Consider the following 13,785-nt stretch of genomic DNA (forward strand, 5'->3'; position numbering starts at 1 on the left):
TTCGCCATGGTTGACCTGACCGAGGAAGAGCGCGCCGCGATCACCGCCACCATGAAGCGCGTGGCGCTGCTGATGGACGAGATCGGCTGGGCCACGCCGCTCGGCGAACTGACCGAGGCGCAGGTGCGCGCGCTGATCGAGGAAGCCGTCGAGGGCTTCCGCGAGGCCATGTCCGACATCGCCCGTGCGCAGACGCCGGAGGTGCCGTTTTGACCAAGCTCTGCACGAAGTGCGGCGTCGAAAAGGACGTCTGCGAGTTCGGCCGCCGACGGCTCAGCCCCGACGGGCGACAGTCCTGGTGCCGGGATTGTCGCCGCGAGTACCAGCGTGCCTATGCGCAGAACTTCCGCAATCCCGAGAGGCATCGGGAGGCGCAGCGCCGCTATCGGCTGCGCCACGCCGAGAAGAACCGAGCGCACAGCGTCGTCAGGAGCGCCGTCAAGGCGTGCCGGATCATCGTCCCGGTCTGGTGTCAGCGCTGTGGCTGCGTGACCGATCTCGAAGCGCATCATCACGATTATTCCGAGCCGCTCGCGGTCGAATGGCTCTGCTCGACCTGCCACGGGCTCGCCCACCGCAGCTATGACGGAGGCGAACATGCTGGACTATAACCGACGCCCCAGCTTCGCCGAGCGAGTCAACGCCGCCGTCGATCGGACGCTGACTGCCGATCAGTCCACACGGCCACTCCGCGACTATCTCGGCGGATCCCGCCTCGGCCATGCCTGCGAGCGCGCCCTGCAGTTCGAGTTCACGGCGACGCCGAAGGACGAGGGCCAGGACTTCAGCGGCCAGTCGCTGCGCATTTTCGCCATCGGCCATGCGCTCGAGGATCTGGCGGTCGCCTGGCTGCGCGGCGCGGGCTTTGACCTCTACACCCGGAAGGGCAACCGTCCCGATGGCGGCCAGTTCGGCTTCTCGGTCGCGGGCGGGCGCATCCGCGGTCATGTCGACGGCATCATCGCTGCGGGGCCCGAAGGCTTCGGTCTGGCCGTTCCCGCACTGTGGGAATGCAAGACGATGAACGCCAAGAACTGGCGCGCCTGCGTCAAGGACGGCGTGACCAAGTCGAAGCCGGTCTATGCCGCCCAGATCGCGGTCTATCAGGCCTACATGGAAACCAGCGTGCCAGGTATCAGCGCCGCGCCCGCCGTGTTCACCGCGATTAACAAGGACACCGCCGAGCTTCACCATGAGCTGGTGCCCTTCGACGCCGATCTCGCGCAGCGCATGTCCGACCGGGGCGTGCGGATCCTGCAGGCGACCGATGCGGGCGAGCTTCTGCCACGCGTAGCGACCACGCCCGACTTCTTCGAATGCCGCTTCTGCCCGTGGTCCGAGCGCTGCTGGGGGCTTCCGGCATGAGCGACGACGGTATCCTGCACTTCAACCCCTGGACGGACTTCAACGACGGGCCACCCTCCGAGAACCCGTTCGGCTGCGACCCCGACCCAGAGCAGATCGCCGTGTTCCTCGACACGGTCTTCAGCTGGTGCGAGGGGCTGATCCCGCTCCGCGGCTTCGTCGACAAGGGTCAGGGCCGGGACGGCAAGCCGCACAACATCTGGATCCCGGCCGACGACACTGCGCCCGAGAAACTCGCAACCTTCGCCGGATGGGCGAACCGCGAGGGGGCGGCGGTCTATGTCATCCCCGGCACGGTCGAGGAGCAGGGCCAAGCCCGCGCCGCCGATGTGCTGCAGATGCAGGCCATCGTCGTCGATCTGGACGCGGGCGACATCCCGGCCAAGCTGGACCATGTCACCCGCCACCTCGGCGCGCCCACGCTCATCATCGAAAGCGGCGGGCGCACGCCCGAGGGCGCCGCGAAGCTCCATGTCTGGTGGCAACTCACCGAGCCTGCCGAGGGCGATGACCTGGCCACCCTCTGCCGCCTGCGCGGCGAGATTGCCGTGAAGGTCGGCGGCGACACGCATTTCCGCTCTGCGCACCAGCCGATCCGGGTGCCGGGCACGGTCTATCACAAGCACGGCCACCAGCGCCTCGTGCAGATCCGCGAACATCGCGACGTCGAGGTGGATCTTGCGGATTTCGCCGAAAAGGTCGCCGAGATGCCGCCGCTGCCCGGTGTGGGCTTCGCCAGCGACGTTGCCACACCAGCATCGAAGCCCGGCATCGACGCGGTGCTCACCACGCCGGTGCGCGAGGGCGCGGTCGACGACTGGTCCCGGTTCCAGGGGGCCAGCGCCGCCATTGGCCATTATGTGCGCCTCGTCCACGAGGGCCGCCTCGATCCCTTCGCGGGCTGGGAGGCGATCTGCGGCTACAACGCCGCCATGCTGCGCCCATCCTGGCCGCTCGATCGGCTGCAGGCCGAGTCCGAACGCCTCTGGGCGCTGCATGTGAAGCGCAACGGTCCGCCGCTCCTGCGCGCGGCCCACGCCGACGCCCCGGCCAGCCCGCTGCCGACCTTCAGCCTCGGCGCTCTCCTCGACGACACCAGTCCGATGCCCGAGGACATCATCGGCCCGCGCGTGCTGACACCTGGCGGGCTCCTCGTGCTGGGCGGCGCGCCCAAGGTCGGCAAGAGCGACTTCCTGATCTGCTGGCTCGTGCACATGGCGGCGGGCGTGCCGTTCCTCGGCTTCACGCCACCCCGGCCCCTGCGCGTTTTCTACCTGCAGGCCGAGATCCAGTATCACTACCTGCGCGAACGCATGCAGCAGATCGCGCTGCCCGCCGCCGTGATCGCCGCCGCGCGCGACACCTTCATCGCCACCCCGAAACTGAAGCTGCTGCTCGACGCGGAGGGCATCGCCCGCGTGGCCGAGGCGATCAGGGCCGCATTCCCCGACGCGCCGCCCGACATCATCGTCATCGACCCGATCCGCAACCTCTTCGATGGCGGCCCCGAGGGCGGGGGCGAGAACGACAACACCGCCATGATGTTTTTCCTGAAGGATCGGGTCGAGCTTCTCCGCGAGGCGGTCAATCCGGATGCGGGCGTCATCCTCGCCCACCACACCCGCAAGGCCACCAAGCATCAGGTCAAGGACGATCCCTTCCTTGCGCTCTCCGGCGCCAGCGCGCTGCGCGGCTTCTACACCTCGGGGCTGCTCATGCACCGGCCCGACGAGGACAGCAGCGTCCGCAGGCTGGAGATCGAGCTGCGCAATGGCCCCGCGCTGCCGGGCAAGCTGATCGACAAGGTGAAGGGCGAATGGGTCGAATTGAACCCGATGAACGAGCGCCTGGTGCGCAGGGAGGTCGGCGCCAAGCTCGATGCCGAGCGGCTGCGCAAGCACGATGTCATCCTCGGGATGCTGCTGGATGAGGCGGCGAGCGAGCGCCTCTACACCGCCATGCAGTTCGCCGAGACCTTCGAGAACCGGGGCGGGCTGGGCAGCAAGCACACGATCCGTGAGCGCCTCAGCGTGCTGGCGACCAAGGGCTTCGTGAAGTTCCTGCGCGACCCCTCGGGGTTCGGCTTCCCCGTCACCCGGTCGCGGTTCGGCTACCTCTGCGTCGAGGGTATGCAGTTAGGCGCGCCCGTCGAGGAAATCGATCCGGACACCGGCGAGGTCACCACAACCGCCCGTCCGGTCCTTCCCAGCCACTTCAAATGCCCCCAATCCGGGCTCTGCCTGCAGGTCGAAAACCCCGCCGTCTGGGTCTACCCGGAGGGGGTCGAGGACGACCTAACTCATATGAGTGAGGCCTGACTCATATGACAGCGCCAACTGTGCACTCAACGAAATCAACGGGTTACGGGCAAATAAGAGTTAGCTCCCTAACTCATGCCCGAAGACTTCATGAAGTCTTATTCCGCAATGATTTTAGCCACTTGTCCTCCCCGGAACAGTTAGGTGTCAAACCCCCATACTACGTATGGGAGGGCCACCCCACAGGGTTGGCCACTCCTCCCATACGTCCGGGCCAGCCGCGCGCGCCGCCGTGACGGTCTGTTGTGCTTCCCGATCCGACGACGGCGGCCCCGTACCGCCAAGCACCAGACCGCCGTCGTCTTCCACCACCACAGGCCACCGGCAAAGGAGACCCATCATGGCTCAGCCGACTCTGATCCCGAATTGCGACGGCGCAAGGTTTGAATCGCTGCCGCTCGACGCCCCCCGCAACCGCTGCATTCTCGCGCTCGACCTCGGCACCTCGACCGGCTGGGCGATCCGCGGCCATGACGGCCTGATCACCAGCGGCACCGTCTCGCTGCGCCCCGGCCGCTTCGACGGCGGTGGCATGCGCTACCTTCGCTTCACCAACTGGCTGACCGAGATCGACCGGCTCTCTGGTCCTGTCTCGGCGATCTCGTTCGAGGAAGTCCGCCGCCACGCAGGCACTGATGCCAGCCACATCTACGGCGGGCTCATGGCCACGCTGACGGCATGGGCCGAGCTGCGCGGCGTGCCCTACGAGGGCGTTCCGGTCGGAACGATCAAGCTTCACGCCGCAGGCAAGGGCAACGCCGACAAGGCCGCCATGGTCGCGGCCGTCCGCGCCCGCGGCTTCAGCCCGGTCGACGACAACGAGGCCGACGCCATCGCCATCCTGCTCTGGGCGATCGAGACGAAGGGAGGTGTCGCATGAGATGGCATCCCCACGGCTACGGCGGCCGACGCCGGGATCCCGAGCAGGTCAAGCGTGAGGGCTGGCGAGAACAGGGCGTCCTCGCGGTCTCCGCCGATGACGAGCGCCTCACTTGGCCGGAGCGTGAACTGGTTCGCCAACTCGGTGAGAAGCTCTACGGCCCGCGTCCCTCCGACAGGGAGGCGCGCCATGGCTGATCGCGAATGGACCGCCGACTGCGTCGCCGATCATTTCGAGGAGGCGTTCCGCACCCTGCGCAAGCTTCCGCCGGTGAAGGCGCAGGGCTACTTCAACACCTGGCCCGACATCGTGCGGACCAGCCGCGAGATCGCGGCGATGGAACCGCAGCCGATGCGGGTCTGGCCCTCGGCCGCCGCGATCACTCGACTGGAGCAGACCTCGGACTGGGTACTCTGGATCGGCGTGGAGGAGCGCAAGCTGGTCTGGTCCCGCGCGGCCCGGGTGCCGTGGAAGCAGATCAGCGGCGAGCTCGGCTGCGACCGCACGACAGCGTGGCGGCGCTGGCAGCTGGCCCTGACCAAGATCGCCGCGCGCCTGAATGCGCAGTGACTCCAATGTGTTGCAACACTTTTCCCTTCGACATCTGCAACATGATCGTGCTATTCCGAAGGCAAGATGGGGAGAGTGCGCTGGAAAGCTCGCTCTCCCCTTTGCGTTGACGGGGGCCACTTGGACCCCGGTATCCAGCGAGGGTCCGGCCGGGGTCCAGCCCACGGCAGTTTCCGGTTCCTTCCTGGCGATATTCGTATGCTGGCGGGCGAAGCGCGGCACATCGCCAGCGACAGGGCCGGATTTTTGGGAAGCCACCCGGAAGCCGCTGCCTAGTAAACCCGCCTGAAACACCGCAAAATCAAACCCTTGAAGCTGGACACCCGTGGTGGCCGCTGGACCCCGCGTGGAGTCCAGTCTGGACGCCGGAGTCCGGAAGCCAGGGGTTTCCACCCTGATCCGAGGAATGACCCGACGATGACGCTGAGCTTCGCCCCTGAGCGGATCGAGACCTGGCCGCTTGCGCGCCTTCAGCCCTACGCCCGCAATGCGAAGGCGCATGGCGCGGACCAAGTCGCGAAGATCGCCGCCAGCATGGCCGAGTTCGGCTGGACCGTGCCCTGCCTCGTCGGCGAGGACGGCGAGTTGATCGCGGGCCATGGCCGGGTGCTCGCCGCCACTCAGCTCGGGTTGACCGAGGCGCCGGTGATCGTGCTCGGGCATCTGACCGAGGCGCAGCGGCGGGCTTATCGCATCGCGGACAACAAGCTGACCGAACTCGGGACCTGGGACGAGGCGCTGCTGTCGGCGGAACTGAACGATCTGCTGGCCGAGGATTTCGACCTGTCGCTGGTCGGCTTCTCCGACGGCGAACTCGACAAGCTGCTGGCCTACGTGCCGGAGGGGGACGGGGAAGAAGGTGGCGCCGGGGGCTCCGTGCCGCCGGTGACCATCCCAGAGCCGCCGCGCAATCCGGCGTCGCGCCCCGGCGATCTCTGGATCCTCGGGGACCACCGGCTGCTTTGCGGCGACAGCACCAGCGCTGCCGACGTGCGCCGCCTGATGAATGGCGAGCGCGCAATTCTGTTCGCGACGGACCCGCCGTATCTGGTGGACTACGACGGCTCGAACCATCCGACCCGGAACAAGGACTGGTCAGCGTCTTACGGCACCACGTGGGACGACAGTTCGCAGGGCGCGGAGCTCTACGACGGCTTCATCGCCGCGGCCGTGGCCGAGGCGATCACTGATGACGCGGCCTGGTACTGCTGGCACGCCTCGCGCCGCCAGGCGATGCTGGAGGCTTGCTGGGAAAAGGCCGGCGCTTTCGTCCACCAGCAGATCATCTGGGTGAAGGACCGCGGTGTCCTGACGCGGTCGCATTACCTCTGGAAGCACGAGCCTTGCTTCATGGGATGGCGCCGCCCGAACCGCCCGCCGAAGGTCGCCGAGGAAACGCTGCCCTCGACATGGGCGCTACCGTCCTTCGCCAAGGACGAACGCCCCGATCACCCGACGCCGAAACCCCTCGACGCCTTCGGCATCCCGATGCGCCAGCACGTCGCCCGCGGCGGGCTGTGCTATGAGCCGTTCTCGGGCTCGGGCTCGCAGATCATGGCGGGCGAGGCCAACGGCCGCCGCGTCTTCGCGATGGAAATCAGCCCGGCCTATGTCGATGTCGCCGTGGAGCGCTGGCAGGCCGAGACCGGCCGCGACGCGACCCTAGACGGCGACGGTCGGACCTTCGCGCAGGTGAGAATCGAGCGGCTGGGCGACGATGCCGACGCACGGGCCGATGCGACGGACACGGACGCCGCCCCCGAACCCGCGCGAAAGCGCAAGACCGCCGCGTGACATGCATGACCTGGCTTTACCTTCCTCCGGACGCGCTTCCGGAGCCGGAGACGCATGCCTCTTCGGCCTCTCCCTCTGCTCCGGCGCAGGCGGGCTCGATCTCGGGCTTGTCCTCGCCATCCCCGGATATCGTGCTGTGGGCTATGTCGAACGGGAAACCTTCGCCGCAGCCACTCTCGTGGCGCGGATGGAAGATGCGTCCCTGGATCGCGCGCCTGTCTGGGACGACATTGGCACCTTCGATGGCCGCCCGTGGCGCGGCGCGGTGGACATCGTCACTGCGGGCTATCCGTGCCAGCCGTTCTCCGTCGCGGGCAAGCGCCGGAGTACCGACGACCCGCGCCACCTCTGGCCCCATGTCGCCCGCATCATCGACGAGGTCCGGCCGCCCTTCGTCTTCCTCGAGAATGTCGCCCATCATCTCCGCCTCGGCTTCCCCGAAGTCGCCGCAGGACTGGTCGTCATGGGCTACCGCCTTGCGGCAGGCCTCTTCACGGCGGCGGAAGTCGGCGCGCCCCACAAGCGCGAGCGGCTGTTCATCCTCGCCGTCCGAGAGGGGGACAAGTTGGCCGACCCCGCGCGCCTGCTCTGGGACCCGGTCGAGTGGCGGGAACCGGACGGAGCTGCTGCGGCTCTGGCCGACGCCCCGGGCCAGCGCCAACGAGAACCGGCAGACGAAGCCGACGCCCTCGCAGGAAGCCGGTCAGCACGGGATGAACCTTGCGACGACGGCTGCGATGTGGCCGACGCCGATGGCCAACGACGGCTGCAAGCCGAGCGCGGGCAACCGCCGCTCGGCCGACCTGACCCATTCTGCGGGGATGTGGATGACGCCGACGGCCCGCGATCACAAGGACGGAGCGACGACACTCGCGAACACGCCGGTCAACGGCCTGCTTGGCCGCCAAGTCCTGGTGACGCCGATGGCTGGGAACGATACCTGCGATGTGCGCCGAACCTTGAACCCGCTGTTCGTCGAGGCACTGATGGGCTGGCCCACCGGGTGGACCGGCTTCGCCTCTGTGGAAATGGAGTGGTGCCGCTGGTTGCGGCGCATGCGCTGCGAACTCTGGCAGCTGAATTGCTGGCCGATGATTGAGGGGGCGACATGAAGCAGTCGCGCCTCATGTCGCTGGTCGAATCCGTCGCCAACGTGATCGTCGGCTATGGCGTCGCGGTGGCCACGCAGATCCTGATCTTCCCGGTCTTCGGGCTGCACACGACACTGGCCCAGAACCTGAAGATGGGCGCGGTCTTCACAGTGGTCAGCATCGCGCGGTCCTACGTCCTGCGGCGGCTGTTCGAACGGCTGCGGCGAGCCTGATCCGGCGGCTGGCGGTCCGGCTCCTGCGCTGGTAGCCTTCAGGCATGTCCGAAGGCTGGCAACATATCGAGATCAACGATCATGGGACCATCGTCGTCCTGCGTCCGATTTCGGACGAGGGACGGGACTGGCTTGCGGAGCATGTCGGCGAGCCGGAACCGGGTGGCATCTACACCTGCGAGCCGCGGATGGCGCAGGATATCCTGCAGGCCGCCGCCCGCGATCTGCTGTCGTGGCAATGAAAAACCGCCGCCCGGTCGGGGCGGCGGCGGTAGCAATCTTCTCGCGGCGTCAGGCGGCGGGAAGCCGATAGACCCGCCCGCGCCCCTCGACTTTCTCGGAGGTCACCTCGAGCCCGAGCTTCTTCTTCAGCGCCCCGGCCATCGCGCCGCGCACGGTGTGCGACTGCCAGCTGGTCGCGGCCATGATCTCCTCGATGGTCGCGCCCTTCGGCGCGCGCAGCATGGCGATCAGCGTGGCCTGCTTCGTCCCCTCGCGCGGCGTGCGCGCCTTGGGCGCGGCCTCCGGTTCGGTCGGGGTATTCGGCGAGGGCTCCTCGGAAGGCGCGTCCGTCGCGCCTGCAGGCGCGGTGTTCGCGTCCTCGGGCTCTATCCCGATGGCGGCGAGGCCTGCGTCGGTGGCGACGAGCGTGGTGCCGTGGCCATCGCCGGTTTCGCGCCACATGGGCTCGCCCTTGCGCAGGTCGGCATCGACTTCCTGCAGCAGGCCCTTGGCGAGCATCGCGCCGACCACCTTGGCGGCGGCGCCACCCCGCAGGCTCTCGGGCAGCGGCAGGGCGATGCGGTCCTCGCGCTGTGCGGCGGCACTGAGAATGATTGCTTGAGTGTCGGAAAGCTTGGTCATCGTCGTCTCCCGTATCGGGGCGCGCGGAATGCGGGCCCTTCTACGAGGTCGAGCCCGCCAGTCGGCGGGCGGGACCGGGAGCGGGTCGTCTCACTCGGCGTGTTCGCCTTCGTGGAAGGCCATGTCGGTGATCTCGCGCAGCTTGGCGCGGTAGTGGTTCAGGGTGCCGACGTGGCCCCAGTTGATCTCGTCGGGGTGGGTCTCGAAGTGGTCGGCGCTGAGGGCGGCGAGGCGTTCCAGCATCGCGTCGATCTCGGTCTTGGCGGCGATGAAGGCGTCGAGGGCTTTCGTGTTGTCGGTCGCGCGGCGGGTCATCGTGGTGGCTCCTTGGGTCGAGTTGCATCGCTTCGTTGGAGTGACGTTCGCTCTGTCCGCCGCGCTTATCAACGCGATAAGCGCATGAATCTGAATGATAATCGGAGCCGTCGATGCAGGGCATGAGCGAGCGCCAGTACGCCGCGCACGTCGGGCTGTCGCGGGGCGCGATCCAGAAGGCGAAGACCGCCGAACGGCTGGTCCTCTATCCCGACGGCAGCATCAACGCGGCCGAAAGTGATGTGCGGCGGGCGGAAACCACCGACCCATCGAAGACGCGCAAGCCGCCCGCGCCGAAGCTGAAGCCCGTCCCCGAGGCGGCGGTGGCCGCCGTCGGTGACACGCTCCGCGAACAGGGTCTGGCGGTGCCGGCGGTCGGCGGCGGCACGACCTTCCTGCAGGCGAAGACCGCGAACGAGGTGCTGAAGGCGCAGGAGCGGCGCATCCGGCTCCAGAAGCTGAAGGGGGAATTGATCGAGCGTGCCCGGGCGCTGTCTCTGGTGTTTCGCCTGGCGCGGGAGGTGCGGGATGCGTGGGTGAACTGGCCCTCTCGGTCGTCGGCACTCATGGCGGCGGAATTGGGCGTGGAACCGGCCGCGATGCAGAAGGCCTTGGAAAAACATGTACGCGCCCACCTCGACGAACTTGCCGAGGTCCGGCCCGACTTCCGGTGAAACTGGCGACGACCTGACCGACTTCGACGGCGAGGCAGAAATCCTGCGCACCTGGGGCGCGGGGCTGTCGCCCGATCCTGATCTCACAGTGTCACAATGGGCGGACCAGCACCGGATGCTCTCGGGCCGCGCCTCGGCCGAACCGGGGCGCTACCGTACGGCGCGCACGCCCTACATGCGCGAGATCATGGACCGGCTGTCGCCCGGCGATCCCACCCAACGGATCGTGTTCATGAAGGCGGCACAGGTCGGCGCGACCGAGGCGGGCAACAACTGGATCGGGTTCGCCATCCACCAGGCGCCGGGGCCGATGCTGGCGGTCCAGCCCACCGTAGAACTTGCCAAGCGCAACTCGCGCCAGCGGATCGACCCACTGATCGACGAGAGCCCGGAACTGCGCGAGCGGGTGAAGCCCGCGCGATCCCGCGACGCGGGCAACACCATGCTGTCGAAGGAATTCGCGGGCGGCATCCTGATCATGACCGGGGCAAACTCGGCCGTGGGTCTGCGCTCGACCCCGGCGCGTTATATCTTCCTCGACGAGGTCGATGCCTATCCCGCCTCGGCCGACGAGGAAGGCGATCCCGTCACGCTGGCCGAGGCGCGGTCGCTGACCTTCGCCCACCGGCGCAAGGTGCTGCTGGTCTCGACGCCGACGATCCGGGGTCTGAGCCGGATCGAGCGGGAGTATGAGGCGAGCGACCAGCGGCGGTTCTTTGTGCCGTGCCCGCATTGCGGCGCGATGCAATTTCTGAAGTTCGACCGGCTGCGCTGGCAGAAGGGCCGCCCGGAGACAGCGGAGTATCACTGCGAGGGCTGCGACGCGGCAATCGCGGAGCACCACAAGACGGCGATGCTGGAGGGCGGCGAATGGCGGGCAACCGCCACGGCCGCCGATCCGACCACGGTCGGGTATCACCTCTCGGCGCTCTATTCGCCGATCGGCTGGCTGAGCTGGGAGCGGATCGTGCGGGCATGGGACGCGGCCCAAGGGTCGGACGAGGCGATCAAGGCGTTCCGCAACACGATCCTCGGCGAAACATGGGTCGAGACCGGGGAAGCGCCCGACTGGCAGCGGCTCTACGACCGGCGCGAGCATTGGAAATCCGGCACGGTGCCTGCGGGCGGGCTGTTCCTGACCGCCGGGGCCGACGTCCAGAAGGACCGGATCGAGGTCGATGTCTGGGCCTGGGGGCGCGGGCTTGAGTCCTGGCTCGTCGATCACGTCGTGATCGAGGGCGGGCCGGATCGGCGCGACGCATGGTCCGAGCTGACGGCGCTGCTGGATCGAAGCTGGCCGCACGAGCGCGGCGCGCATCTGCGCATCGCTCGGATGGCCATCGACACCGGCTACGAGGCCCCGGCGGTCTATTCCTGGTCGCGGGCGCAGGGGTTTGGGCAGGTGTCGCCGGTCAAGGGCGTCGAGGGGTTCAACCGCTCCAGCCCGGTGTCGGGGCCGACCTTCGTCGACGCGACCGAGGGCGGTAAACGCCTGCGGCGCGGCGCGCGGCTCTGGACCGTGGCGGTGTCGACCTTCAAGGCCGAGACCTATCGCTTCCTGCGGCTGGCGCGCCCGACCGAGGAGGAGATGGCCGACGGGGCGGCGTTTCCGCCCGGATCGGTCCACCTGCCGCACTGGGTCGAGAACGAATGGCTGAAGCAGTTCGTGGCCGAGCAGCTGGTGACGGTGCGCACGAAACGTGGCTTCGCCCGGCTGGAATGGCAGAAGCTGCGCGAGCGGAACGAAGCGCTGGATTGCCGGGTCTATGCCCGCGCCGCTGCCTGGATCGCGGGCGCGGATCGCTGGCCCAACGAGAAATGGCGTGACCTCGAGGATCAGCTCGGGGCCGCCCCCACCGACACCGATCCCGCCGGACAGATCAACCGGCCGGGACAGGCCCCGCAGGGCAAGCGCCGCTCCGACTGGCTCGGGCGGCGTGGAGGATGGTTTTGAACATGACGGACTGGACGGAAACCGAGCTCTCGGCGCTGCGCCGGGCCTATGCCAGCGGTACGACGCGGGTCAGCTATGACGGCAAGTCGGTCGACTACGGCTCGGCCGAGGATCTGCTGGCGCGCATCCGCACCATCGAGCGCGCCATCGCGGGAAAGACACGGCCGCTGCCGGTGGCCGGGCTGGCTGGCTTCAGCCGCGGAGATCGCTGATGTCGGCGACCTGGTTCGATCACGCCATCGCCACGGTGGCGCCGCGCATGGCCGCCCGCCGCGTCATGGCGCGTCAGGCGTTCGAGACCCTGACGCGGGGCTATGACGGGGCCGCGCGTGGGCGGAGGACCGAGGGCTGGCGCGCGCCGGGATCCTCCGCCGACACCGAGATCGGCGTCGCCGGAGCCCTGTTGCGCGATCGGATGCGCGACCTGGTGCGCAACAACCCGCACGCGGCCAAGGCCGTCGCGGTGCTGGTCAACAACATCATCGGCTCGGGGCTAATGCCCCGCGCCGCCAGTGGCGACGACACGCTGGACCGGAAGGTCGACGCGCTCTTCGAGCGCTGGACGGCGGAGTGCGATGCCGACGGCCAGCTGGACTTCTACGGCCTGCAGACGCTGATCTGCCGCGAGATGGTCGAGGCGGGTGAGGTCCTGGTACGCCGCCGGTTGCGGCGGGCAAGCGATGGCCTGCCGGTGCCGCTGCAATTGCAGGTGCTGGAAGCGGACTTCCTCGACGCCTCGAAATCCGGCGCCTTGGGCGCGGGACGCTTAGTCCAGGGGATCGAGTTCGACCCGGTCGGCAAGCGCCGGGCCTATTGGCTGCACGCCGAGCATCCGGGCGACGCCTATGGCGCCTTGCAGAACGGCCTGCAGAGCCGCCCGGTCCCCGCGACCGAGATCGCGCACATCTACGAGAAGCAGCGCACGCAGGCGCGCGGCGTTCCCTGGGGCGCGCCGGTGATCCGGTCGTTGCGTGATCTCGACGATTACGAGGTGGCCGAACTGGTCCGCAAGAAGACCGAGGCCTGCGTCACCGCCATCGTCTTCGGCGACGACGAGGCGCAGCAGGGCATCGCGCCCTCTGTGGTCGACGCCGATGGCAACCGGGTCGAGCAGTTCGAGCCAGGGCTCATCGCCTATGCCCGCGGCGGCAAGGACATCCGGTTCAACCAGCCCTCTGCCACCGGCGGCTACGGCGAATACAAGCGCGCGAGCCTGCACACGATCTCGGCCGGGTTCCGCGTGCCCTACGAGCTGCTGACCGGTGACCTCAGCCAGGTCAACTACTCCTCGATCCGGGCGGGGCTCGTCGAGTTCCGCCGCATGATCGACGCCGTGCAGTGGCAGCTATTCATCCCGATGCTATGCGCGCCGGTGTGGCGCTGGTTCACGGAAGCCGCATGGGCAGCAGGGCAGATCCCGACACCGGACGTGCCGGTGGAATGGTCGCCGCCGAAGTTCGATGCCGTCGATCCCTACAAGGATGCGATGGCCGACCTGCTGGCAATCCGGACAGGCACGATGACGCTCGCGCAAGCCATTGCCCGGCAGGGCCACAACCCGGACGCGGTGCTGGCAGAAATCGCTGCCACCAACGCCAAGCTCGATGGCCTCGGCCTCGTGCTCGACAGCGATCCGCGCCGCGTCACCAAGACCGGCAGCGTGCAGGCGGGTGACCCGACCAGTGACCCGGCCGCCCCCGCATCCGAAACAGAGAAGGAATAGGGCC

At 68.2% G+C, this 13,785-nt stretch carries 17 protein-coding genes and 1 pseudogene; 16 read left to right on the forward strand and 2 right to left on the reverse strand.

Annotation, left to right across the window (positions count from 1 at the left end; genetic code table 11):
* Positions 1–6 precede the first annotated feature (6 nt).
* From ASV56_RS18490 to ASV56_RS18540, 12 genes and pseudogenes are all read left to right on the forward strand, one after another.
* Positions 7–213, forward strand: a complete 207-nt coding sequence (locus ASV56_RS18490; RefSeq protein ID WP_062563779.1) for a DUF6511 domain-containing protein — start codon at positions 7–9, stop codon at positions 211–213.
* Positions 210–611: a hypothetical protein gene (locus ASV56_RS23770; protein WP_156429245.1), complete on the forward strand. Its 402-nt coding sequence runs from the start codon at positions 210–212 to the stop codon at positions 609–611. The genes ASV56_RS18490 and ASV56_RS23770 overlap by 4 nt, the downstream gene beginning before the upstream one ends.
* On the forward strand, positions 598–1,365 hold the full coding sequence (locus ASV56_RS18495; protein ID WP_062563476.1) for a hypothetical protein: 768 nt from the start codon (positions 598–600) through the stop codon (positions 1,363–1,365). The genes ASV56_RS23770 and ASV56_RS18495 overlap by 14 nt, the downstream gene beginning before the upstream one ends.
* Entirely contained in the window at positions 1,317–3,683 is a 2,367-nt protein-coding gene (locus ASV56_RS18500) for an AAA family ATPase (RefSeq protein ID WP_062563477.1), read from the forward strand. Before ASV56_RS18495 ends, ASV56_RS18500 begins: the two co-directional genes overlap by 49 nt.
* 340 nt (positions 3,684–4,023) lie before the next feature.
* Positions 4,024–4,563 (forward strand): hypothetical protein, encoded by a 540-nt coding sequence (locus ASV56_RS18505; RefSeq protein WP_062563478.1) that lies wholly within the window; start codon positions 4,024–4,026, stop codon positions 4,561–4,563.
* The gene (locus ASV56_RS18510) at positions 4,560–4,760 is read left to right on the forward strand and encodes a hypothetical protein (RefSeq protein WP_062563479.1); all 201 of its coding nucleotides are present in this window, start codon (positions 4,560–4,562) and stop codon (positions 4,758–4,760) included. The genes ASV56_RS18505 and ASV56_RS18510 overlap by 4 nt, the downstream gene beginning before the upstream one ends.
* Positions 4,753–5,133 (forward strand): DUF6362 family protein, encoded by a 381-nt coding sequence (locus tag ASV56_RS18515; RefSeq protein WP_062563480.1) that lies wholly within the window; start codon positions 4,753–4,755, stop codon positions 5,131–5,133. The genes ASV56_RS18510 and ASV56_RS18515 overlap by 8 nt, the downstream gene beginning before the upstream one ends.
* A 417-nt stretch (positions 5,134–5,550) precedes the next feature.
* On the forward strand, positions 5,551–6,927 hold the full coding sequence (locus tag ASV56_RS18520; RefSeq protein ID WP_062563481.1) for a site-specific DNA-methyltransferase: 1,377 nt from the start codon (positions 5,551–5,553) through the stop codon (positions 6,925–6,927).
* 1 nt (position 6,928) lies between these two features.
* Positions 6,929–7,435, forward strand: a pseudogene (locus ASV56_RS24625) (DNA cytosine methyltransferase); the annotation flags it as partial.
* A gap of 205 nt (positions 7,436–7,640) precedes the next feature.
* Complete coding sequence (locus ASV56_RS24630; RefSeq protein WP_062563483.1) at positions 7,641–8,039, forward strand: hypothetical protein; 399 nt, start codon at positions 7,641–7,643, stop codon at positions 8,037–8,039.
* Positions 8,036–8,251 carry a DUF7220 family protein gene (locus tag ASV56_RS18535; RefSeq protein WP_062563484.1) on the forward strand — a complete coding sequence of 72 codons (216 nt, stop codon included), beginning with the start codon at positions 8,036–8,038 and terminating at the stop codon, positions 8,249–8,251. The genes ASV56_RS24630 and ASV56_RS18535 overlap by 4 nt, the downstream gene beginning before the upstream one ends.
* 44 nt (positions 8,252–8,295) lie before the next feature.
* A complete protein-coding gene (locus ASV56_RS18540; protein ID WP_062563485.1) occupies positions 8,296–8,493 on the forward strand; it encodes a hypothetical protein in 198 nt (65 codons plus the stop codon).
* Between the two features lie 49 nt (positions 8,494–8,542).
* Here the strand turns inward: ASV56_RS18540 and ASV56_RS18545 are convergent, their stop codons facing one another.
* The gene (locus ASV56_RS18545) at positions 8,543–9,115 is read right to left on the reverse strand and encodes a DUF3489 domain-containing protein (protein ID WP_062563486.1); all 573 of its coding nucleotides are present in this window, start codon (positions 9,113–9,115) and stop codon (positions 8,543–8,545) included.
* Positions 9,116–9,205: 90 nt separating this feature from the next.
* Positions 9,206–9,430 carry a hypothetical protein gene (locus ASV56_RS18550; RefSeq protein ID WP_062563487.1) on the reverse strand — a complete coding sequence of 75 codons (225 nt, stop codon included), beginning with the start codon at positions 9,428–9,430 and terminating at the stop codon, positions 9,206–9,208.
* 113 nt (positions 9,431–9,543) lie between these two features.
* On the opposite strand from ASV56_RS18550, the gene ASV56_RS18555 reads away from it, so the two are divergent.
* The 4 genes from ASV56_RS18555 to ASV56_RS18570 are packed head-to-tail and all read left to right on the forward strand — an operon-like array spanning position 9,544 to position 13,781.
* The gene (locus ASV56_RS18555) at positions 9,544–10,104 is read left to right on the forward strand and encodes a hypothetical protein (protein WP_062563488.1); all 561 of its coding nucleotides are present in this window, start codon (positions 9,544–9,546) and stop codon (positions 10,102–10,104) included.
* Positions 10,052–12,058, forward strand: coding sequence for a phage terminase large subunit family protein (locus tag ASV56_RS18560; protein WP_062563489.1), 2,007 nt, complete (start codon positions 10,052–10,054; stop codon positions 12,056–12,058). The genes ASV56_RS18555 and ASV56_RS18560 overlap by 53 nt, the downstream gene beginning before the upstream one ends.
* A gap of 2 nt (positions 12,059–12,060) precedes the next feature.
* On the forward strand, positions 12,061–12,270 hold the full coding sequence (locus ASV56_RS18565; protein ID WP_062563490.1) for a phage head-tail joining protein: 210 nt from the start codon (positions 12,061–12,063) through the stop codon (positions 12,268–12,270).
* Entirely contained in the window at positions 12,270–13,781 is a 1,512-nt protein-coding gene (locus ASV56_RS18570; RefSeq protein ID WP_062563491.1) for a phage portal protein, read from the forward strand. Before ASV56_RS18565 ends, ASV56_RS18570 begins: the two co-directional genes overlap by 1 nt.
* Positions 13,782–13,785: the final 4 nt, after the last annotated feature.

The sequence above is a fragment of the Paracoccus aminovorans genome, from assembly GCF_001546115.1.
In the GTDB taxonomy this organism is placed as follows: Bacteria; Pseudomonadota; Alphaproteobacteria; order Rhodobacterales; family Rhodobacteraceae; genus Paracoccus; species Paracoccus aminovorans_B.